At 64.0% G+C, this 19,930-nt stretch carries 21 protein-coding genes and 2 tRNA genes; 13 read left to right on the top strand and 10 right to left on the bottom strand.

The genetic code is table 11. The annotated features are described in order from the left end of the window. Window positions 1–14 precede the first annotated feature (14 nt). The 7 genes from lnt to ACFOKJ_RS09895 form a co-directional block, all read right to left on the bottom strand. Complete coding sequence (lnt, locus tag ACFOKJ_RS09925) at window positions 15–1,526, bottom strand: apolipoprotein N-acyltransferase (RefSeq protein WP_390279131.1); 1,512 nt, start codon at window positions 1,524–1,526, stop codon at window positions 15–17. Window positions 1,527–1,528: 2 nt separating this feature from the next. Beyond that, window positions 1,529–2,368, bottom strand: coding sequence for an HlyC/CorC family transporter (locus ACFOKJ_RS09920; RefSeq protein WP_390279129.1), 840 nt, complete (start codon window positions 2,366–2,368; stop codon window positions 1,529–1,531). A gap of 12 nt (window positions 2,369–2,380) precedes the next feature. After that, window positions 2,381–2,890 carry an rRNA maturation RNase YbeY gene (gene ybeY / locus ACFOKJ_RS09915; protein WP_390279127.1) on the bottom strand — a complete coding sequence of 170 codons (510 nt, stop codon included), beginning with the start codon at window positions 2,888–2,890 and terminating at the stop codon, window positions 2,381–2,383. Continuing rightward, the gene (locus ACFOKJ_RS09910; protein WP_390279125.1) at window positions 2,871–3,839 is read right to left on the bottom strand and encodes a PhoH family protein; all 969 of its coding nucleotides are present in this window, start codon (window positions 3,837–3,839) and stop codon (window positions 2,871–2,873) included. Before ACFOKJ_RS09910 ends, ybeY begins: the two co-directional genes overlap by 20 nt. Continuing rightward, entirely contained in the window at window positions 3,836–4,201 is a 366-nt protein-coding gene (locus ACFOKJ_RS09905) for a hypothetical protein (RefSeq protein ID WP_390279123.1), read from the bottom strand. Before ACFOKJ_RS09905 ends, ACFOKJ_RS09910 begins: the two co-directional genes overlap by 4 nt. Before the next feature lie 23 nt (window positions 4,202–4,224). Next, entirely contained in the window at window positions 4,225–5,559 is a 1,335-nt protein-coding gene (miaB, locus tag ACFOKJ_RS09900; protein ID WP_390279121.1) for a tRNA (N6-isopentenyl adenosine(37)-C2)-methylthiotransferase MiaB, read from the bottom strand. A gap of 131 nt (window positions 5,560–5,690) precedes the next feature. Continuing rightward, window positions 5,691–6,878, bottom strand: a complete 1,188-nt coding sequence (locus ACFOKJ_RS09895) for a cation:proton antiporter domain-containing protein (RefSeq protein WP_390279120.1) — start codon at window positions 6,876–6,878, stop codon at window positions 5,691–5,693. A gap of 112 nt (window positions 6,879–6,990) precedes the next feature. Here ACFOKJ_RS09895 and ACFOKJ_RS09890 point away from each other — a divergent pair, with 112 nt between their 5' ends. Continuing rightward, entirely contained in the window at window positions 6,991–7,311 is a 321-nt protein-coding gene (locus ACFOKJ_RS09890) for a hypothetical protein (RefSeq protein ID WP_390279118.1), read from the top strand. 317 nt (window positions 7,312–7,628) lie between these two features. Here ACFOKJ_RS09890 and ACFOKJ_RS09885 read toward each other — a convergent pair. The 3 genes from ACFOKJ_RS09885 to ACFOKJ_RS09875 form a co-directional block, all read right to left on the bottom strand. Further along, a tRNA-Met gene (locus ACFOKJ_RS09885) sits at window positions 7,629–7,705 on the bottom strand. Between the two features lie 35 nt (window positions 7,706–7,740). Further along, window positions 7,741–7,817: transfer RNA gene (locus ACFOKJ_RS09880), tRNA-Met, on the bottom strand. 102 nt (window positions 7,818–7,919) lie between these two features. Next, window positions 7,920–9,074, bottom strand: a complete 1,155-nt coding sequence (locus ACFOKJ_RS09875; protein WP_390279116.1) for a class I SAM-dependent methyltransferase — start codon at window positions 9,072–9,074, stop codon at window positions 7,920–7,922. Window positions 9,075–9,191: 117 nt separating this feature from the next. Here ACFOKJ_RS09875 and ACFOKJ_RS09870 point away from each other — a divergent pair, with 117 nt between their 5' ends. From ACFOKJ_RS09870 to ACFOKJ_RS09815, 12 genes are all read left to right on the top strand, one after another. Further along, complete coding sequence (locus ACFOKJ_RS09870; RefSeq protein ID WP_390279114.1) at window positions 9,192–9,944, top strand: pteridine reductase; 753 nt, start codon at window positions 9,192–9,194, stop codon at window positions 9,942–9,944. A gap of 250 nt (window positions 9,945–10,194) precedes the next feature. Beyond that, entirely contained in the window at window positions 10,195–11,190 is a 996-nt protein-coding gene (gene ttcA / locus ACFOKJ_RS09865; protein ID WP_390279112.1) for a tRNA 2-thiocytidine(32) synthetase TtcA, read from the top strand. A gap of 46 nt (window positions 11,191–11,236) precedes the next feature. Continuing rightward, window positions 11,237–11,980: a polyamine aminopropyltransferase gene (locus tag ACFOKJ_RS09860; RefSeq protein WP_390279684.1), complete on the top strand. Its 744-nt coding sequence runs from the start codon at window positions 11,237–11,239 to the stop codon at window positions 11,978–11,980. 124 nt (window positions 11,981–12,104) lie between these two features. Beyond that, window positions 12,105–13,163: a Gfo/Idh/MocA family protein gene (locus tag ACFOKJ_RS09855; protein WP_390279110.1), complete on the top strand. Its 1,059-nt coding sequence runs from the start codon at window positions 12,105–12,107 to the stop codon at window positions 13,161–13,163. A 41-nt stretch (window positions 13,164–13,204) separates the two neighbouring features. Then, window positions 13,205–13,624 (top strand): GxxExxY protein, encoded by a 420-nt coding sequence (locus tag ACFOKJ_RS09850; protein WP_390279108.1) that lies wholly within the window; start codon window positions 13,205–13,207, stop codon window positions 13,622–13,624. After that, window positions 13,621–14,187 carry an acyltransferase gene (locus tag ACFOKJ_RS09845; RefSeq protein WP_390279106.1) on the top strand — a complete coding sequence of 189 codons (567 nt, stop codon included), beginning with the start codon at window positions 13,621–13,623 and terminating at the stop codon, window positions 14,185–14,187. The genes ACFOKJ_RS09850 and ACFOKJ_RS09845 overlap by 4 nt, the downstream gene beginning before the upstream one ends. Before the next feature lie 147 nt (window positions 14,188–14,334). Then, window positions 14,335–15,432 (top strand): DegT/DnrJ/EryC1/StrS family aminotransferase, encoded by a 1,098-nt coding sequence (locus ACFOKJ_RS09840; protein ID WP_390279104.1) that lies wholly within the window; start codon window positions 14,335–14,337, stop codon window positions 15,430–15,432. Then, on the top strand, window positions 15,433–15,783 hold the full coding sequence (locus ACFOKJ_RS09835) for a DUF3147 family protein (protein WP_390279103.1): 351 nt from the start codon (window positions 15,433–15,435) through the stop codon (window positions 15,781–15,783). It begins immediately after the preceding gene. Then, window positions 15,780–17,072 carry a lipopolysaccharide biosynthesis protein gene (locus tag ACFOKJ_RS09830; RefSeq protein WP_390279101.1) on the top strand — a complete coding sequence of 431 codons (1,293 nt, stop codon included), beginning with the start codon at window positions 15,780–15,782 and terminating at the stop codon, window positions 17,070–17,072. Before ACFOKJ_RS09835 ends, ACFOKJ_RS09830 begins: the two co-directional genes overlap by 4 nt. Next, window positions 17,065–17,589: an acyltransferase gene (locus tag ACFOKJ_RS09825; protein WP_390279099.1), complete on the top strand. Its 525-nt coding sequence runs from the start codon at window positions 17,065–17,067 to the stop codon at window positions 17,587–17,589. Before ACFOKJ_RS09830 ends, ACFOKJ_RS09825 begins: the two co-directional genes overlap by 8 nt. Continuing rightward, window positions 17,583–18,809 (top strand): DegT/DnrJ/EryC1/StrS family aminotransferase, encoded by a 1,227-nt coding sequence (locus ACFOKJ_RS09820; protein ID WP_390279097.1) that lies wholly within the window; start codon window positions 17,583–17,585, stop codon window positions 18,807–18,809. Before ACFOKJ_RS09825 ends, ACFOKJ_RS09820 begins: the two co-directional genes overlap by 7 nt. Then, the gene (locus ACFOKJ_RS09815; RefSeq protein ID WP_390279095.1) at window positions 18,806–19,861 is read left to right on the top strand and encodes a glycosyltransferase; all 1,056 of its coding nucleotides are present in this window, start codon (window positions 18,806–18,808) and stop codon (window positions 19,859–19,861) included. Before ACFOKJ_RS09820 ends, ACFOKJ_RS09815 begins: the two co-directional genes overlap by 4 nt. Window positions 19,862–19,930: the final 69 nt, after the last annotated feature.

Genomic DNA, 19,930 nt, shown 5'->3' with positions numbered 1-19,930 from the left:
GGTAGCTGTTAGGCTCAGGCGCTGGCCTTGCCGGGCTGGCGACGCTGCCACAAGCCCAGCAGCAGGCCTGGCAGTAACAGCAAGGCACAGCCAAGCAGTACCGGCAGATTGCCGGTCCGCATGTACGGTGTCAGCCCGCTGCGGCCCTGCACGGTAGCGCTGAGAACCTGGCGGGTATCGGGCGCCGCTACCGAGATGACTTCGCCACGATGATCGATCACGGCAGTCATGCCGGTGTTGGTGCTGCGCAGCATCGGGCGGCCGGTTTCCAGCGCACGTGCTTGCGATAGTTGCAGATGCTGGCTCATGGCATTGCTTTTGCCGAACCAGGCCAGGTTGCTGACATTGGCCAGCATGGTAGCGTTGGCCGCAGGGCCGATCAGCTCTTCGCCAAAACCGTCTTCATAGCAGATGTTGAAGGCAATACGCTGGTCGGCAACCGCCAGCGGTAGCTGCTTGCTGCCCCCTGGGGTAAAGCCGGACAGCGGCATGTTCATGAACTGGTAGATCCAGCTGGTGATCAGCGGCAGCGGGATGAACTCGCCGAACGGTACCAGGTGATCCTTGGCGTAGTAGGGGAAAGCCGGGTCGTTCAGGGTAACCACCGCATTCAGATAGCCGCGGCCATCCGGTGTACGTCGCGGCAGGCCGGTAATCAGCGTGCTGTTCTTCTGGCCGGCAGCACCGTTGATCATGGTCAGGTAGCCGGAGGGCATGTCCTCCAGGAATACCGGCAGCGCGGTTTCCGGCAACAGCAGTAGCTGCGAAGCCGGCGCTTGCACCACCATGCGGTAGTAGGTGGCCAGCGTGAATTCGAAGGTGGCCGGATCCCATTTCAGCGACTGCGGGATATTGCCCTGCAGTAGCGATACGGTGAGCGGCTTGCCGATGTTCTGCGTCCACTGCTGCCGTTTGGCCGCCTCGCCGCCGCCCCACAGCGCCGTGATGGCGAGCACGGTCAGCAATGCGCGCTGGCGAGGCAGCTGCAACAGCCATACCAGCAGGCTGGCACTCAGCGCCACGGCAAAGGTCACCAGGTGAATGCCACCCAGTGGTGCGTAGCCGGCCAGCGGGCTTTCGGTGATCTGGCTGTAGCCGGCGGCGCCCCAGGGAAAGCCGGTAAGCAGCCAGCTGCGCAGCCATTCGCCTATGGTCCAGAACGCAGGAAACAGCAGCAGGTGGCGTACCCAGGGTTGGGGATGGATGCGCATTGTCAGGTGGCAGGCCAGCGCCGGATAGAGCGCCAGATAGGCCGGCAACAGTACTGTCATGCCGCCAGCCAGTGGCGCAGGCAGGCCGGCGATATCGTGCAGACTGATATAGATCCAGTAGAACTGGCTGCAGTAGGCGGTGAGCCCCCACAGCCAGGCGGTGCTAAAGGCGCGTTGCGGCCAGCGTTGTACCAGCCACAGCAGTACGGCCAGGCACAAGGGCATCACCATGAACAGGCGATAGGGCGCGTAGGCCAGTACCGTGGCGGCGCCGCTGCCGATGGTCAGCAGCAGCCAGGCAAACTGCAGCAGCATGCTCAGCCCTGCGCCTCGCCGCGACGTTCTACCAGCAGCGCCTGCAGGCGGCGGCTATCGGCGCGGATCACGGTGAAGTGCCAGCCATCCAGTTGCAGCCCTTCGCCACGGGTTGGTACATAGCCAAGATTGGCGGTGACCAGGCCACCGACGGTATCAACCTCGTCATTCGGCAGCTGGCAATCGAAATACTCGTTGAAATCTTCCACCGTGGTGGTGGCCAGCACGCGGAAGCGGCCGCCGCGCACCTGGACGATGTCGTCCTCGGATTCGATCAGATCGTGCTCGTCATCGATGTCGCCAACGATTTCTTCCAGCACATCCTCGATGGTCACCAGGCCGGATACCCCGCCGTACTCATCCACCACGATGGCCATATGTGTCTTGGTGGCACGGAATTCGCGCAGCAGGCTGTCCACGCGCTTGCTTTCCGGGACGAATACCACCGGGCGCAGCATCGCCTGCAGATTGAAGGCCTGCGGTGCCTGGAAGTAACGCAGCAAGTCCTTGGTCAGCAGAATGCCCTTGACGTCATCCTTGTCGTCGGCGATGACCGGGAAGCGCGAATGCCCAAGCTCGATTACGCGCGGCAGCAGCTTTTCCACGGTGTCGTCCAGGCCAATCACATCCATCTGGCTGCGTTGCACCATGATCTCGCGCACGGTGCGCTCGGAGAACGACAGCACGCCTTCGATCATCGCCAGCGCCTCGGCGTCCAGCAGGTTGCGCTCGAAGGCCGCATGCAGCTGGGCCTTCAGCTCTTCGCGATCTTCCGGCTCGTGGGTGAAACGGTTGAGCAGGCGCTCGAACCAAGTGGGGGACGGTTTACTGGAATCATCCATGATGGGGCGGGTTCAGACCTTCTCGGCAGCGTAGGGATCGGCATAGCCTAACTTGGCGAGGATCACGCTTTCAAGCGCTTCCATTGCCTCGGCTTCATCATCGGCTTCATGGTCGAAGCCCTGCAGGTGCAGCATGCCGTGCACGGCCAGGTGTGCATAGTGTGCTTCCTGGCTCTTGCCCTGCTCGGCGGCTTCGCGCGCCACAACCGGGGCGCAGAACACCAGGTCGCCAAACAATGGCATGCCTGCCACGCTGTCGCCCTCGTTCAGCGCGAAGGACAACACATTGGTGGCGTAGTCCTTGCCGCGGTAGTCGCGGTTCAGTGCACGACCTTCGGCTTCGTCCACCACCACCAGCGAGATCTGTGCCTGCTTCACGCCGCTTTGCAGCGCGGCTTGGCACCAGCGGCGCCACAGCTTGCCTTCCGGCAATGGCTGCTCGCTCTCCAGGCGGTCTTCCAGGCTCAGTTCCAGCCGTGCGGCCAACCTTTGCAGCAGCGGATTACGTTTGGCTTGTTTCATTGTCTTGCTTGCTTTGATATCGGTCGTAGGCGTCGACGATCTTCTGCACCAGTGGGTGGCGCACGACGTCTTCGCTGTTGAAATGATGAAAGTGGATGCCGCGCACGTCTTTCAGAATACGCTCGACTTCCACCAGCCCGCTCTTCTGGTTGCGGGCCAGGTCGATCTGCGTCACATCGCCGGTAATCACCGCCTTGGAGCCGAAGCCGATGCGGGTAAGGAACATCTTCATCTGTTCCGGCGTGGTGTTCTGCGCTTCGTCCAGGATGATGAAAGCGTTGTTCAGCGTGCGGCCACGCATATAGGCCAGCGGCGCGATCTCGATCAGGTTCTTTTCGAACAGCCGCGCCACCTTGTCGAAGCCCATCAGGTCGTACAGCGCGTCGTACAGCGGGCGCAGATATGGGTCCACCTTCTGTGCAAGATCGCCGGGCAGGAAGCCCAGCTTCTCGCCGGCTTCCACCGCCGGGCGCACCAGTACGATGCGCTTCACCGCATCGCGCTCCATTGCATCCACCGCGCAGGCCACCGCCAGGTAGGTCTTGCCGGTGCCGGCCGGACCGACGCCGAAGGTAATGTCATGGGCGAAGATCTGCTTGATGTACTGGCCCTGGCGCGGGGTGCGGCCCTTGAGGTCGCGGCGGCGGGTAGCCAGCTGCGGCGAGTCGTCGTCCTGCGGATTGTCCTGGCGTGCTTCCACCAGCCCCAGCTGGATGTCGCGCACGTTCAGTTCGCGTTTTTCCGCCAGCGCGTAGAAGCGCTGCAGCAGCAGCAGCGCGCGGGTGGCTTGCGCGCCCTTGATGCTGAACTGCTCGGCTCGGCGCTGGATGCTGACATCCAGCCCGGTTTCGATCTGCTTGAGGTTTTCATCCAGCGGGCCGGTCAGGCGCGCCAGTCGTTCGTTATCCACCGGGGTGAACTGGTAACTGCAGCTTTGGTGCTCGCTCATGGCGTTTTGGTCTGGGCTTCCGGGCAGCGTTTCTGTTGCTGCCATTGTCGTAGGCGGGACTGGTATTGTTCAAGCGCGGCAATTTCCTGCTCCGGGCGGCGCAGCTGACCCAGCGGCACCGGAATCGACAGGCCGATGCTGCCATGGCTGCCGATGGTGCTGCCCAGACCGATATTCATCTGGGTGTCGCTGCCGCTGGTGCGCAGCTGGCGCAATCTGGCTTCGGTGCGGCCAACTTGCCGCGCCAGTGCCGGGCAGTCCAGGGTGGCCGGGTCCACGGCAACAAAACCGTCATCACTGGCGGTGCTGGCACAACTGCTGAGCAGGGCAGCCAGCATAAGCGGCATCACGGTACGTTGCATGGCGTGCTCCCGGCCTGGCGGCCTTATACCGTCTCGGTGGTCAGCACCTCGCCACCCAGCGAATGCGGGAAGGCTTCGGTGATCACCACTTCGATCATCTGGTTGATCAGGCGCGGGTTGCCGTGGAAGTTCACCACGCGGTTGTTGGCGGTGCGGCCGGCCAGCATATTGGGGTCTTTCTTGGAGATGGCTTCCACCAGCACGCGCTGCACGCTGCCCACCATGCTCTTGTTGATCTCGAAACCCTTGGCCTCGATCACCTCGTTCAGTGCCTCCAGCCGACGCACCTTTTCCTTGTGCGGGGTATCGTCCGGCAGGTTGGCCGCAGGGGTGCCCGGGCGCGGGCTGTAGATGAACACGAAGCTGAAGTCGAACTCCAGGTCCTGCACCAGTTTCAGCGTAGCCGCGAAATCGGCTTCAGTCTCGCCGGGGAAGCCGACGATGAAGTCGGACGACAGGCACAGGTCCGGGCGCAGCACGCGCAGCTTGCGGATGATGGACTTGTATTCCAGCGCGGTGTAGCCGCGTTTCATCGCGCTGAGCACGCGGTCGCAGCCGCTCTGCACCGGCAGGTGCAGGTGGGAAACCAGCTTGGGCAGCTTGCCGTAGCAGTCGATGATGCGCTGGTTGAATTCACGCGGGTGGCTGGTGGTGAAGCGTAGTCGTTCCACGCCCGGAATCTCGTGCACGTACTCCAGCAGCATGGCGAAGTCGGCAATTTCGCCATCGACCATCTTGCCGCGGTAGGCGTTCACGTTCTGCCCCAGCAGGGTGATTTCCTTCACGCCCTGGGCGGTGAGGCCGGCGATCTCGGTAAGTACATCTTCGAACGGGCGCGAGACTTCCTCGCCGCGGGTGTAGGGCACCACGCAGAACGAACAGTACTTGGAGCAGCCTTCCATGATCGACACGAAGGCCGCGCCGCCTTCCACCTTGGCCGGCGGAATGTGGTCGAATTTTTCGATTTCCGGGAAGGAAATATCCACCTGGGCGGCGCCGCTCTGCTGGCGGCTCTTGATCAGGTCCGGCAGGCGGTGCAGGGTCTGCGGACCGAACACCACATCCACGTACGGCGCGCGCTTGACGATGGTATCGCCTTCCTGCGAGGCTACGCAGCCGCCCACGCCGATGATCAGGTTGGGGTTGGCTTCCTTCAGCGGGCGGATGCGGCCCAGGTCGGAGAACACCTTCTCCTGCGCCTTTTCGCGCACGCTACAGGTGTTGAACAGGATAACGTCGGCTTCTTCCGGGTTGTCCGTCTTGATCATGCCTTCGCTGCTGCCCAGCACGTCCACCATCTTGTCGGAGTCGTACTCGTTCATCTGGCAGCCGAATGTCTTGATGTAAACCTTTTTCATGCCTGCTTGTGTGTCTGCTGATTGGCGGCAGCGCGGCTGCCGCAAAAAAATAAAGGCCAGCGTTGGCCGCACTGCTTCCGGTTGGAAAAGCGCTTTTTCGCTGGCGAATGAATGGCTTGCGCGCGAGTTTATCACACAGCCACGCTGGCTGCAGCGCCGCCACGGCGCAGCGCCAGTTTGAAGATGAAGGGGTTGAGCAGGATGGACAGAATGGCGCCAGCCATGATCAGCGCGTGACCGCGGCTGGAGAGCAGCTCCAGCTGCAGCCCCAGCCCGGCGAGAATGAAGGAGAATTCGCCGATCTGCGCCAGGCTGGCGGCAATCAGCCAGCGGTCGCCGCGCGGCTGGCGCAGTGCCGCCATCAGCCACCATGCGGCCAAGCCCTTGCCGATAATGATGATGGCCAGCGTGGCCAGTACTGCCGGCAGATCGGTGAGCAGTACGCGTGGATCGAACAGCATGCCGGCGGCGACGAAGAACAGCACGGCGAAGGCATCGCGCAAGGGCATCGCCTCCTCGGCGGCGCGGTGGCTGAACGGCGAGCCGGCCAGCACGGTGCCGGCAAAGAACGCCCCCAGCGCGAACGACACGTCGAACAGCGCGGTGGCGCCATAGGCCACGCCCAGCGCGGTGGCCAGCACGCCGAGGCGGAACATCTCGCGGCTGCCGGTGTAGACGATCTTCTCCAGCATCAGCGGGATCAGCTTCTGCCCCACCAGCATCATCACCGCCACAAAGGCTGCTACCTTGCCCAGCGTCAGCAAGATGGCCTGCAGCGAGCCGCCCAGGTTGGCCGCATCATTGCCGGCAATGGCCGGAATCAGCACCAGCGCCAGGATGGTGGCGATGTCCTCGGTGACCAGCCAGCCCACTGCCACCTTGCCGGCCGGGGTTTCCAGCCGTTCATGTTCTTCCAGCGACTTGAGCAGCACCACGGTGCTGGCCACCGACAGCGCCATGCCGAACAGCAGGCCTTCACTCAGCGGCCAGCCCAGCGCGGCGGATAAGCCATAACCCAGGCCAATGGCCACCGCGATCTGGGCGATGGCGCCGGGCAGAGCGATGCGGCGCACCGCCAGCAGGTCATGAATGGAAAAGTGCAGGCCGACGCCGAACATCAGCAGGATCACGCCCAGTTCAGCCAGCTCGGCGGCCAGGTGGCCGTCGGCGACAAAGCCCGGTGTGAATGGGCCGATGATGATGCCGGCAGCCAGATAACCCAGCAGTGGCGGCAGCCGCAGGCGCAAGGCGACCGCGCCCAGCGCGAAGGCGGCTACCAGCGCCGCGACAAGGGTGGTGATGAGGGGTGTTGCGTGCATGGTGTCTCCCTGTTCTCGTTTATTGAAATACGAGAGCGCACGGCGGTGAGAGTTCCTGCGCCTATGCTGGCGAATTGCTTAAAATTAGACAAAATCGATAAAGGACGGAGGCATGTTTCATCAAGATTATTCCGACGCGGAGCTGGAGCAGATTGTCGAAGAGGCGATGCTGTATATGTGCGCCTGTCCCGGTCAGGTGGCCAGCGAGATTCGCCGTCTGCGCGAACTGATTGCCTACCAGCAATCCTGCGAGCAGCAGCCGGATAATGAGAGCGTCGTGCATCAGTGTATTGCCAGACATGCCATGCAGTCGCATGCGGTGATGGAGGCGTGCTTGAGTGAGGTGCTGGCGCTGGAAGGTTGGGATCGCCAGACCCTGCGCATGCCGGAAGGCCTGCGGATGCGGCGGGATGCGGTGCTGCGCGGAGAGTGAGCGAGGGGCGGCAGGTTTATGACCTGCCGTTTGCAGGTGCGCAACAGCAAGTACGCCGGCTTGGAGGGTGCCTTGTCTGTCCTGTGCCGGGCTCGGTAATTTTCCTGCAGGCATGAAAAAAGCCAGCTCGATGAGCTGGCTTTCAGGCTGCTGGCAAACTACCCACTTACGCATTACCGGACCCGGCAAAGCCGGGCCGCGCCTGGCAAGTCTTTGAATCGGCAGCCTTCCTGTTTACAAAACAAAGTCCTTTTGCGAGGCCAAAGGACTTTGTCGACAAGAAAAAAGCCAGCTCGATGAGCTGGCTTTTTTCTTGATGGTGGCGAATCAGGGACTCGAACCCCGGACCTGTGGATTATGATTCCATCGCTCTAACCAACTGAGCTAATTCGCCGTGAGACTCTGCTTGCACACAGTCTCGATAAACTGTGGTGGCGAATCAGGGACTCGAACCCCGGACCTGCGGATTATGATTCCGTCGCTCTAACCAACTGAGCTAATTCGCCACATTTCGATGCGCTGGCATCGAGGCTGCGAACTATACGCAGCAGATTTCTGGGTGTCAACTATTTCTGCAAAGTGGCGCGCAATGGTCTAGTGGCTGGCAACTACAGCGTGTAGCAGCGGTCGCCGTTGCGAAAGCCCAGCCAGTCGATGCCTACCTGCTTGCCAAAGCCGATCACCTTGAAGGTTTCGCCCATTTCCTGTGGCGACAGCAGCCGCTGCGCCGCCTTGGCCACCGGCAGGTAGTCCTTGATGTTGTCTGCATCCAGGTGCGACAGCAGCTCGGTGATGCCGCTGTTGACCAGGAACTGTGCCTGGCTGGTGTAGCCGATCAGATCCAGCCCGGCATCGATGCCGGACTGTGCCACCGCACTGAAATCCACGTGGGTGGTGAGGTCCATCAGCCCCGGCAGGTAGAACGGATCGTGCAGCGTGTGGTGGCGGTAGTGGCCCAGCAGTGTGCCCATGCTGCGCTCCGGGTGGTAGTACTCGCCGGCGCTGTGGCCGTAGTCGATCATCAGCATGGCGCCGCGGCTCAGCACTCCGGCCAGGGTGCGGATGAAGGCGCGGTTGGCCAGGCTGATCTCGCTGACGTAGTCCGGGATGTCCGGCAGCAGTTCCGCCGCCAGCGCCGCCAGCTGCGGGTCGTCGAAATCGCGGTCCTCGAAACACAGTGCGCCGTCGCGCACGGTAACGCCGCGCTGCTGCAACTGCTTGCTGGCGTTGCGCAGCACCATTTCCACCGGCATGGCGTCCAGCACCTCGTTGCCCAGCAGGATGCCGTCCACGCTGTCCGGCAGCGTCGGCAGCCAGCGTACCTTTGCGGCCAACGCTGGCGGCAGGCTGGCGATGGTGGCCTGCTGGCGTTCGATCAAGTCCGGCGACAGGTCGACGATGCTGTAGCTGGCCGGCTCGCAGCCCAGCTCGTGCAGTGCCAGCAGCAGGTCGGCAGCCAGGCGGCCGCTGCCGGCGCCGAATTCCACGATATGGCCGGCGGTCTGCGGCAGCAGCTCGGCCAGCTGGCGCGCCAGGCACTGGGCGAACAGCGGGGTGAGCTCCGGCGCGGTGATGAAGTCGCCACCCTCGCCGAATTTGCGGCTGCCGGCGGTGTAGTAGCCGAGGCCCGGCGCGTACAGCGCCAGCTCCATGTAGCGCGAGAACGGTATCCAGCCGTCACGGTCGGCGATCTCGGCGGCGATGGTGCGGGCCAGGGTCTGGCTGATGGCCAGGGCGTCGGCGGAAACTTCGGGCAGGGTCATGACAAAAACTCGCAAGGCGGAACGCGCGGCCATTTTCTGGCGCGGGTTCGCGTTAAAATGGCGGGAATTGTCGCTAATCGGCGCGTTGTCGCCAAGCAGATCGCAAGGGGAATGTGCATGCAGGCGGAAGTTGATGACAAGGTGGTGTTGATTACCGGTGCGGCACGACGCGTGGGCGCTGGCATTGCGCGCCACCTGCATGCCCGTGGCGCGCGGCTGGCGTTGCACTACCGTGGCTCGCGCGCACTGGCGGAACAGCTGGCGGATGAACTAAATGCCACGCGGCCAGGGTCGGTAGTGCTGCTGCAGGCCGACTTGCTGGATGTTGCCGCGCTGCCGCGGCTGGTGGAGGATGCCTACGCCGCCTTTGGCCGGCTGGATGGCCTGGTCAACAACGCTTCCAGCTTCTACCCCACCGAGATGGGGGCCATCCGCGAGCAGGACTGGTTCGACCTGATGGGCAGCAACCTCAAGGCACCGCTGTTCCTGGCGCAGGCGGCGGCCAGCTACCTGGCGGCCACGCGCGGCGCCATTGTCGGCATTGTCGATATCCACGCCGAGCGGCCGATGAAGCGCCACCTGGTGTACAGCCTGGCCAAGGCCGGCCATGCGCAGCTGATCCGCAGCCTGGCGGTGGAGCTGGCGCCGCTGGTGCGGGTGAATGGCGTGTCGCCGGGGGTGAATCTGTGGCCGGAGGACGAGGTGTCGTTCGATGCCGGCGAGCGCGCGGCGATCGAGGCATCGATTCCGCTGGCGCGCACCGGCGTGCCGGAGGACATTGCCCGCGCGGTGGCATTCCTGCTGTTCGATACCGACTACGTCAACGGCCAGATTCTGGCGGTGGATGGCGGTCGCAGCGTGGTGCTGTAGCGTTGTTGTCTTGCAAAAGTCATGCGTCTTCACGGGGCAGAAGCAAGGTGGCGCGCGTAGGGTGGGCAAAGCGCAGCGTGCCCACCGGTGGCGCCCTGATGGTGGGCACGGCCTGCCGCCTTTGCCCTCCCTACGATTGAGGCGTAACGCGTCGCCCGATGCGGGCTGCAAAAAAATGCCCGCTGCTGCATGGCACAAAGCAGCTTGATCGGACTAAAATAGCCGGTTTTTCAATTTCTTAGCCGTACTCATGTCCGAACAGCTCCACGATGCCGAGGCCAAGGCCAAAAAGGCCCAGTTTGAAGGCAACAAACTCACCAAGCGCCTGCGCCACCAGGTAGGCGATGCCATCAACGACTTCAACATGATCGAAGAGGGCGACCGCGTGATGGTTTGCCTCTCCGGCGGCAAGGACAGCTACACCCTGCTGGACATCCTGCTGGGGCTGCAGAAATCGGCGCCGATCAATTTCAGCATCGTGGCGGTGAACCTGGACCAGAAACAGCCGGGCTTCCCCGAGCATGTGCTGCCGCAGTATCTGGAATCCATCGGTGTGGAATACCGCATCGTCGAGGAAGACACCTACAGCATCGTCAAGCGGCTGGTGCCGGAAGGCAAGACCACCTGCAGCCTGTGTTCGCGCCTGCGCCGCGGCATCCTGTACCGCGTGGCCGACGAGCTGGGTGCCACCAAGATCGCGCTGGGCCACCACCGCGACGACATCCTGCACACTTTCTTCCTGAACATGTTCTACGGCGGCAAGCTCAAGGCCATGCCGCCCAAGCTGGTGTCGGACGACGGCAAGCACATGGTGATCCGCCCGCTGGCCTACTGCCGCGAGAAGGATATCGAGCGCTACGCCACGTTACGCGCCTTCCCCATCATCCCGTGTAACCTGTGCGGCTCGCAGCCCAACCTGCAGCGCCAGGTGGTGAAGGAGATGGTGAACGACTGGGACAAGCGCTTCCCGGGGCGGGTGGAAAGCATGTTCCGCGCCATGCAGAACGTGGTGCCTTCGCACCTCGCCGATACCGGTCTGTTCGACTTTGCCGGTCTGCAGACCGGCGATGCGCCGTTCGAAGGCGGCGATACCGCCTTCGACAAGGAAGAATTCCGCGACCCGCAGCCGCCGGTCGAGGACGACGATGCAGCACCGCAGGCGGCTGCCCCGCGCCGTACCATCAGCATCCTGGATTCACGCCCCAAGGCCCCGAGCGAGGCAAGCGGAGGCAGCTGTGGCGCATAAGGCCCTGCACCCGTTCCGCCGTCGCGTGCGCAAGGGCGTGGATGCCATGCCGGAGGTGGAAATCTCCGAAGAGGGCAATATCCGTTCGCTGCACCTGGGCTCGGCCACCATCCAGAGTTCGATGAACCTGGATGAGCCTGCCGATCTGGTGCTGTCCTACAGCCGCGCCATGATGGCTTTCCTGCTGTGGCACGACGACCCGCGCCATATCCTGCAGATCGGCCTGGGCGGCGGCTCCTTCGCCCGCTGGATCGACGAATACCTGCCGGACGCGGTAAGCGTGGCGGTGGATATCAATCCGCAGGTGATCGCGGTGGCGCGTGCCTTTTTCGAGCTGCCGGAAGAAGGCGACTTCTTCGAGATCATCGAAGCCGATGGCGCCGAGTACGTGAAAGTGTTCCGCGAATCCACCGACGTGATCATGGTGGACGGCTTTGACGGTTTGCAGATCGTCGACGAGCTGACCACCGAGGCGTTCTTCGAGGACTGCCGCCGCGCGCTGACACCGAACGGCGTGTTCGTCACCAACTGGTGGAGCGGCGACAAGCGCTACCAGCAGTTCGTCGAGCGCTTGCTGGCGGTGTTCGAAGGCCGGGTGGTCGAATTGCCGGCGGTAAGCCACGGCAATATGGCGGTGATGGCGTTCAAGGAAACCCCGTCGCCGCTGGCCTGGGATGCGCTGGAAAAGAAGGCTGACGAACTGGAAGGCCGCTTTGGCCTGGAGTTCGGCGACTTTGTCAGCCGGATGAAGGATGTGAACCTGCACAGCAATAACCGGCTGCTGCTTTGAGAACGACTTGGCCACGAAAACCACGAAAAGACACAAACAAATTCGGATCAACTGTGCTGGCTTTCATCTGTCTGCTGGTTCGTGACATTTCGTGGGTTTCGTGGCCAGAGAGAATGGACGCACGATGATCAGTTACCAAACCATTACCGACCGCAAGATCCGCTTCGCGTTGGTCGGCTGCGGCCGTATTGCGGCCAACCATTTTGGCGCCATCGAACAGCATGCCGAGCGCTGCGAGCTGGTGGACGTGTGCGATACCGACCCGGCGGCGCTGGCTGCCGCGGTGGCGCGCACCGGCGCGCGTGGCCACGCAAGCTTGCGCGAGCTGCTGGCCAGCAGCGATGCCGACGTGGTGATTCTCACCACCCCGTCCGGCCTGCACCCGCAGCAAGCCATCGACTGCTTTGCCGCCGGCTTCCACGTGATGACCGAAAAGCCGATGGCCACTCGCTGGCACGACGGTGTGGCGATGGTGAAAGCCGCCGACCAGGCCGGCAAGCGCCTGTTCGTGGTGAAGCAGAACCGTCGCAACGCCACCCTGCAGCTGCTCAAGCGCGCCGTGGAAGCCAAGCGCTTCGGCCGCATCTACATGGTGAACATCAACGTGTTCTGGACCCGTCCGCAGTCCTACTACGACCAGGCCGACTGGCGTGGCACCTGGGAATACGATGGTGGTGCCTTCATGAACCAGGCCAGCCACTACGTGGACCTGATCGACTGGCTGATCGGCCCGGTGGAAAGCATGCAGGCCTATACCGCCACGCTGGAACGCGATATCGAGGTGGAAGACAGCGGCGTGGTGAGCCTGCGCTGGCGCTCCGGCGCGCTGGGCAGCATGAACGTGACCATGCTCACCTACCCGAAGAACCTGGAAGGCAGCATCACCATCCTCGGCGAGAAGGGCAGCGTGCGCGTGGGCGGGCTGGCAGTGAACGAAATCCAGCACTGGGAATTCGCCGAGCCGCACGCCATGGACGAAGACATCAAGCACGCCAGCTACGCCACCACCAGCGTCTATGGTTTCGGCCACCCGCTGTACTACGACAACGTGATCCAGGTGATGCGTGGCGAGGCGGAGCCGGAAACCGACGGCCGCGAAGGTCTGAAGTCGCTGGAGCTGCTGATCGGCATGTACCTGTCGGCACGCGACGGCAAGCGCGTGAGCCTGCCGCTGGAGTACTGATTTTTTAGTTTTTGCCACGAAAACCACGAAAGCCCACGAACATGCTGGAACAGGAGCTTTGCTACCGGATTCAGGGCTGTGTGTTCGAGGTGTACCGCGAGCTGGGTCATGGCTTTCTGGAAAAGGTCTATGAAAAGGCCCTGCTGCTTGAACTGGAGCGGAAGGGCCTGGCGGCCATGGCACAGTGCCCGTTGGCCGTAAGCTACAAGGGAACGATGGTTGGCGAATATTTTGCCGACCTTATCGTGGAAGACCGGGTGCTACTGGAGCTGAAGGCACAAGACAAGTTGACGGATGCTCACAAGGCACAGGTACTCAATTATCTGAAAGCAACGGGTATCCGGGTGGGGTTGCTGGTCAATTTTGCCTACCCGAAAGCGGAGATTGTCCGCCTGGTGCGTAGGGTTCATTTCGTGTTTTTTTGTGGTTTTCGTGGCCAAAGAAAAAGGTTCAAACAATGAGCTACACCGTACATCCCAGCGCCATCGTCGATGATGGCGCCGTTATCGGCACCGACACCCGCGTGTGGCACTGGGTGCATATCTGTGGCGGCGCGCGCATCGGCGCGCGTTGTTCGTTTGGCCAGAACGTGTTCGTCGGCAACGATGTGATCATCGGCGACAACGTCAAGGTGCAGAACAATGTGTCGATCTATGACGCGGTAACACTGGAAGACGACGTGTTCTGTGGCCCGTCCATGGTGTTCACCAACGTCAACAACCCGCGCAGCCACGTCAACCGCAAGAACGAATACCGCCGCACGGTGGTGAAGCGCGGCGCCAGCATCGGCGCCAATGCCACCATCGTCTGTGGCCACACCGTGGGCGAATACGCGTTTATCGGCGCTGGCGCCGTGGTCACCAAGGACGTGAAACCGTACGCGCTGATGGTGGGTACCCCGGCGCGACGCATCGGCTGGATGTGCCAGTGCGGCGAGCGTCTGCCGGACAGCATCGGCGAGCACGGCTGCGGTGTATGCGGCCAACGTTTCGACATCGGCGGCAATCACTGCGCGCCGGTATAGCAAATTGTCTGGCCACGAACCCCATGAAAAGACACGAACGATAGAGCAAGGCGCCATGACTGGCGTGCAAGAGCATCCGTGCCAATTGCCGAGTACTGCTTTTCGTGTTTTTTCGTGGGGTTCGTGGCAAAAAAAGGAATCGGAACCATGTCCATCCAGTTCATCGATCTGAAAGCGCAGTACCAGCATCTCAAGGCCGATATCGACGCCCGCATCCACGCGGTGCTGGATCACGGCCAGTACATCATGGGGCCGGAGGTGAAGGAGCTGGAAGCGCAGCTGGCCGACTACACCGGCGCCAGACACGCCATCGGCGTGTGCGATGGCACCAAGGCGATCCTGATCGCGCTGATGGCGCTGGGCATCAAGCCGGGCGACGAGGTGATCACCACCCCGTTCACCTTCATTGCCACCGGCGAGATGATTGCCCTGCTTGGCGCCAAGCCGGTGTTCGTCGATATCGACCCGGTTAGCTACAACCTGGACCCTGCGCTGCTGGAAGCGGCCATCACCCCGCGCACCCGCGCCATCATGCCGGTTAGCCTGTACGGGCAGTGTGCCGATTTCGATGCCATCAACGCCATTGCGGCCAAACATGGCCTGCCGGTGATCGAAGACGGCGCGCAGAGCTTCGGCGCCAGCCAGCATGGCAAGCGCTCCGGCAACCTGTGCACCATCGGCACCACCAGCTTCTTCCCCAGCAAGCCGCTGGGCTGCTACGGCGACGGCGGTGCGGTGTTCACCAATGACGACGAGCTGGCGAAGAAAATGCGCGAGATCCGCATCCACGGTCAGGACCGTCGCTACCATCACCCGGTGATCGGCCTCAATGGCCGGCTGGATACCATCCAGGCCGCGGTACTGCTGGCCAAGATGCCGAGCTTCCCGACCGAGGTCGAGGCGCGTGCGCGCATCGGCGCCCGCTATAGCGAATTGCTGCAGGATGTGGCACGCGTGCCGGTGATCGCGGCGGGCAATACTCACGTCTACGCGCAGTACACCATCGAGGTGGACAACCGCGAGGCGGTGCAGCAGGCGCTGCAGCAGCTGGGCGTGCCGACCGCGGTGCACTACCCGATTCCGCTGCACCTGCAGCCGGCATTCGCCCACCTGGGGCAGGGCGAGGGCAGCTTCCCGCTGGCCGAGGCCGCCGGCAAGCGCGTGATGAGCCTGCCGATGCACCCGTTCCTGGATGAAGCCACCCAGGATGCCATCGTGGCGGCAGTAAAGAAGGCGCTGGGCTAAGTGGCATTTCTGGCGTTCAAGTACCTGCTGACCGCCGCGCTGGTGGTGCTGGTATCGGAGCTGGCCAAGCGTAGCGACCAGCTCGGTGCGCTGCTGGCTTCGCTGCCGCTGGTCACCATCCTGACGCTGATCTGGCTGCAGCTGGAAAAACAGCCGGCCAGCAAGATCGGCAACCACGCCTGGTACACCTTCTGGTACGTGCTGCCCACCTTGCCGATGTTCCTGCTGTTTCCCTGGCTGCTGGCGCGGCTGGGGTTCTGGCCGGCGCTGGGAGCCAGCGCCGTGCTCACCATGCTGTTGTTCGGCGTGTTTGCCTGGCTGCTGCGGCCGTTCGGGGTGCAGCTGCTATGAAGCTGGCCGCATTCCGGCAGCGGCTGGCCGCCGGCGGCTTTGCCCGCAATGTGGCCACGCTGGCTAGCGGTGCCGCGCTGGCGCAGCTGCTGCCGCTGCTGTTCGCCCCGCTGCTCACCCGGCTGTATACCCCGGCCGATTTCGGGGTGCTGGCGGTATTCGTGGCCTGGCTGTCCAACCTGGCGGTGATCGCCACCGCGCGTTTCGACATGGCGGTGGTGCTGCCGGCCGAGGACGCCGACGCGGCGCGGCTGATGCGGCTGTCGCTGCTGATCAATACCGGCCTGTTGCTGTTGTGTCAGCTGCTGTTCTGGCCCTGGCATGCCGCCATTGCCGGGCTGCTGCGGGCGCCGCAGCTGGCGCCGTGGCTACCGTGGCTGCCCATAGGCGTGTGGCTGGCGGGCAGTGTGGCGGCGTGGACGGCATGGAACAATCGCCAGCGGCGCTATGCGGCCAACGCCCAGGGGCGGGTGGCGCAGTCGCTGGGGGTGTCGCTGCTGCAGCTGGCGGCCGGCTGGTCCGGCCTGGCCGCGGCCGGGCTGATCCTGTCGCAGCTGCTGGGGCAGGCGCTGGCGCTGCTGGCGCTGGCGCGCGCCGATCTGGCCCAGGGTTGCGCCTGGCTGCGCGGCCATCGCCGGCAGCAGCTGCGCGCAGTGGCGCAGCGTTATCGCGAGTTTCCCCTGGTCAATACACCGCATGCCTTCGTGGTGGCATTCCAGGATTCGCTGCTGCTGGCACTGCTCAGCGCGCTGTCCGGCGCCGCTGTCGTCGGCCAGTACGCGCTGGTGCTGCGCGTGCTCAAACTGCCGGCGGCGCTGGTGGGGCAGGCGGTGGCGCAGGTGGTGTTTCGCGATCTGGCGGAAGCCGCCGGCCAGGGGCAGCGGCTGTCGGGCTTGCTCAAGCGCGCCTTGTTGATTCTGGCGCTGTTGTCGCTGCTGCCGTTCGGCCTGCTCGCCTTGTGGGGCGGGCCGCTGTTCGCGCTGGTGTTCGGGCCGCAGTGGCAGGGCGCGGGCGAGATCGCCGCGGTGCTGACGCCGTATTTCGCCGCCGCCTTCGTGGCCGGGCCGGCGTTCATGGTGCCGATGGTGATCGGCCGCCAGCGCGCGTCGTTCCTGTTCGTGCTGTTCGGGGTTATCGTCAACCTGGCGGCATTTGCCGCGTTCTATCTGGCCAGCCGCGATGCCATGCAGGCATTCGCGCTGATGTCGGCGGTAATGACAGTCTATTTTGCAGCTTACGTGGCGTGGGTATTCCGCCTGCTGCGCCATCGGGAAGCTTCCCATGCTTGATCGAATCCTGTTGCTGTTGTGGAGCCGCTGGCTGCGGCTGCGAGGTGCACGGCTGGCCGGCTCGGCGCGGGTCAACCCCGGCGCGAGGGTGCATGCCGCCGCGCTGCAGCTGGGCGAGCATGCCCGGCTGTACTGGGGCTGCGATGTGCTGACCCAGGGCGCCGGCCGCCTGCAGCTGGGGGCGCACAGCCACCTGGCACCGCATTGCTACTGCCTGATCGGCAGCCGGCAGCTGCAGTTCGGCAGCCATGTGGCGGTGGGGCCGCGCAGCATGTTCTTCTGCCACAGCAACGGCATACCCGCCGATGCGCCGGCCACGCCGTTCACCGCCTGCCATATCGATGGCGACATCCACGTCGGCAATAATGTGTTCATCGGTGCCGGCTGCATCGTGCTGCCGGGCAGCCGTATCGGCGACAACGTCGTGATTGGCGCTGGCAGCGTGGTGAAAGGCGAGCTGGAAAGCGGCTGGGTATATGCCGGCCAGCCGGCCAGAAAGGTGAAAGCGCTGTGCTGACTGCCAATTCCCTGAGCTTTGCCCGTTTTCTGCTGGCGCTGCCCGGCATGTTGCTGGGGCGCAGGCGCCAGCGCGCAGCACTGCGCCGCGAGTTGGCCGCATTGCTGCAGGTGGACGAGCCGCGCATCCGCCTGTACGACAGTGGTCGTGCCGCCTTTGCCGAGCTGCTGCAACTGCATGGCGTGGGGCCGGGCGACGAGGTGATCGTGCCGGCGTTCACCTGCGTGGTGGTGCCCAACCAGGTGCCGCCCAGCGGCGCCACGCTGCGCTTTGTCGATATCCAGCGCGGCAGCATGGGCTACGACTGGCAGCTGCTGGACCTGTCCATCCGCCGCAATACCCGCGTGGTGGTGGTGCCGCACAACTTCGGCATCGCCTGCGAGGTGCCCACCTGGCTGCGCGAGAAGCACCGCCAGGTGCGTTTCGTCGATGACGCGGCGCATGGTTTTGCCTCGCGTTGCGCCGGGCAATGGCTGGGCAGCTATCACGACGGGGCGTTCTTCAGCTTCGAATACTCCAAGAACCTCACCGGTGGCATCGGCGGTTTCGCGCTGCTGCCGGCTGGCGCCGAACTGCCGCAGACTGCCTTGCCCGAGGTGAGCTGTACCGACCAGTGGCGACTGCTGGCCACGCTGAAGGCGCATATCCTGTCTGCGCGCTGGCCGCTGCAGGGGCGCATCGGCATGGCGCTGGTGCGGCGCCTGGGGCTGATCTACCGCTCCGGCGACCACGAAGTACGCGACGGCGCGCCACACCCGGCCCGCGAGATGCCGCTGCTGTCCGCCGTGCTGCTGCGCGCGCAGCTGGCGCGCTTGCCGGCCACGCTGGCGCACAAGCAGCAGCTGGTTGCCCGCTACCGCCAGGCACTGGCCGCGCTACCGGGCATCACCCAGTGGCAGGCGCCGGCGGATACCCACTGGGTACGCTACCCGTTTGCGCTGCCATTTCACGTGTTGGACAAGGCGCGGCTGGCGCGCGAGCTGTCTGCGGCCAGCGGGCTGAACATCGGCGTGTGGTTTGATGACGTGATCCACCCGGCCGGCTCGTTCCGCCACGGCTACCAGGCCGGCAGCGCGCCGGATGCCGAGGCGCTGGCCGCCACGGTGTTCAACCTGCCGGTGAATATCAACCTGGCAGCAGACCGCGCGCTGGATTTACGGCTGCAACGCCTGCAGCAGGCGCTGGGCCGTCTGCTGCAACGCCACGAGGAATCGGCATGAAACTGCTGCTGATCGGCTCCGCCTCGGTGCACACCTTCCGCTACCTGGCCGGCATCGCGCCGCATGTGGAGGTGGTGCACCTGGTCAGCAGCGGCCCGCTGCCGGAGCGCTACCATGCGGCCAACCTTGGCCGCGTGGAGCAGGTGGATTTCAGTCTGCGCGCGCTGCGCACCGCCAGCCGCATCGCCGCGCTGATCGACGAACTGCAGCCGGACATGGTGCACGTACACCAGGCCAATAGCGTGGCCTGGCACGCGCGCCGCGCGCTGGCCGGCAAAACCACGCCATGGCTGCTCACCACCTGGGGCTCCGATGTACTGCTGCTGCCGCAGCAGAATGCGCTGATGAAGCGCATGGTGGCGGCCAACCTGGCGGCTGCCAGCGCTGTCAGCAGTGACTCGCTGCACATGGCTGCCGTGTGCCGCCAGCTGGCGCCACTGCAGCGCATGGACGTGCTCAACTTCGGCATGGACGCCTTGCCGGCCGAGCCGGATATCGCCGCCAAGCCGCTGAGCGTGCTGTCCTGCCGCCTGCACAAACCGCTGTACCGCATCGATGCAATCGTGCGCGCCTGGGCCGAGGTAGAGGCCGATGCGCGCTTCGCCGGCTGGTCGCTTACCGTGGCCGCCAGCGGTAGCGAGACCGATGCATTGCTCAAGCTCGCCAGGTCGCTGCAGCTGCAGCGCATCCACTTCACCGGCTTCGTGGCACCGGACGTGCTGGCCGGGCTGTACCGCGATGCCCGCGTGTTTGTCAGCGTGCCGGAAAGCGATGCCACCAGCATCAGTCTGCTGGAAGCCATGGGCCATGGCTGTCTGCCGCTGCTATCCAACCTGCCGGCCAACCTGGAATGGGTGCTGGATGGCGTCAACGGAGCCATCGTCGAGGACGTAGCGCGGCTGGGCGCAGCCCTGAAAACCCAGCTGCTGCGCGCTAGCGACGACGCGCAACTGGCCGAGGCGGTGGCGCTGAATCGCCGGCTGGTGCAAGAGAAGGGGCTGCAGCAGGCCAATATGGCGCGCTTTGCGCAGATTTACCGCGAATTGCTTTGAATTTTTTGCCACGAAAACCACGAAATAACACGAACAGGTCAGATGGTTGGCCGCATGCCCGGCATGCCG

It is taken from the genome of Vogesella amnigena, assembly GCF_042648905.1.
In the GTDB taxonomy this organism is placed as follows: domain Bacteria; phylum Pseudomonadota; class Gammaproteobacteria; order Burkholderiales; family Chromobacteriaceae; genus Vogesella; species Vogesella amnigena.
This window is presented reverse-complemented; position numbering and strand designations above follow the sequence as displayed.

Bases quoted from the DNA above. Each gene is read 5' to 3' on its own strand.
- lnt (WP_390279131.1), bottom strand. From the start codon at position 1,526: ATGCTGCTGCAGTTTGCCTGGCTGCTGCTGACCATCGGCAGCGGCGCC.
- ACFOKJ_RS09920 (WP_390279129.1), bottom strand. From the start codon at position 2,368: ATGGATGATTCCAGTAAACCGTCCCCCACTTGGTTCGAGCGCCTGCTC.
- ybeY (WP_390279127.1), bottom strand. From the start codon at position 2,890: ATGAAACAAGCCAAACGTAATCCGCTGCTGCAAAGGTTGGCCGCACGG.
- ACFOKJ_RS09910 (WP_390279125.1), bottom strand. From the start codon at position 3,839: ATGAGCGAGCACCAAAGCTGCAGTTACCAGTTCACCCCGGTGGATAAC.
- ACFOKJ_RS09905 (WP_390279123.1), bottom strand. From the start codon at position 4,201: ATGCAACGTACCGTGATGCCGCTTATGCTGGCTGCCCTGCTCAGCAGT.
- miaB (WP_390279121.1), bottom strand. From the start codon at position 5,559: ATGAAAAAGGTTTACATCAAGACATTCGGCTGCCAGATGAACGAGTAC.
- ACFOKJ_RS09895 (WP_390279120.1), bottom strand. From the start codon at position 6,878: ATGCACGCAACACCCCTCATCACCACCCTTGTCGCGGCGCTGGTAGCC.
- ACFOKJ_RS09890 (WP_390279118.1), top strand. From the start codon at position 6,991: ATGTTTCATCAAGATTATTCCGACGCGGAGCTGGAGCAGATTGTCGAA.
- ACFOKJ_RS09875 (WP_390279116.1), bottom strand. From the start codon at position 9,074: ATGACCCTGCCCGAAGTTTCCGCCGACGCCCTGGCCATCAGCCAGACC.
- ACFOKJ_RS09870 (WP_390279114.1), top strand. From the start codon at position 9,192: ATGCAGGCGGAAGTTGATGACAAGGTGGTGTTGATTACCGGTGCGGCA.
- ttcA (WP_390279112.1), top strand. From the start codon at position 10,195: ATGTCCGAACAGCTCCACGATGCCGAGGCCAAGGCCAAAAAGGCCCAG.
- ACFOKJ_RS09860 (WP_390279684.1), top strand. From the start codon at position 11,237: ATGCCGGAGGTGGAAATCTCCGAAGAGGGCAATATCCGTTCGCTGCAC.
- ACFOKJ_RS09855 (WP_390279110.1), top strand. From the start codon at position 12,105: ATGATCAGTTACCAAACCATTACCGACCGCAAGATCCGCTTCGCGTTG.
- ACFOKJ_RS09850 (WP_390279108.1), top strand. From the start codon at position 13,205: ATGCTGGAACAGGAGCTTTGCTACCGGATTCAGGGCTGTGTGTTCGAG.
- ACFOKJ_RS09845 (WP_390279106.1), top strand. From the start codon at position 13,621: ATGAGCTACACCGTACATCCCAGCGCCATCGTCGATGATGGCGCCGTT.
- ACFOKJ_RS09840 (WP_390279104.1), top strand. From the start codon at position 14,335: ATGTCCATCCAGTTCATCGATCTGAAAGCGCAGTACCAGCATCTCAAG.
- ACFOKJ_RS09830 (WP_390279101.1), top strand. From the start codon at position 15,780: ATGAAGCTGGCCGCATTCCGGCAGCGGCTGGCCGCCGGCGGCTTTGCC.
- ACFOKJ_RS09825 (WP_390279099.1), top strand. From the start codon at position 17,065: ATGCTTGATCGAATCCTGTTGCTGTTGTGGAGCCGCTGGCTGCGGCTG.
- ACFOKJ_RS09815 (WP_390279095.1), top strand. From the start codon at position 18,806: ATGAAACTGCTGCTGATCGGCTCCGCCTCGGTGCACACCTTCCGCTAC.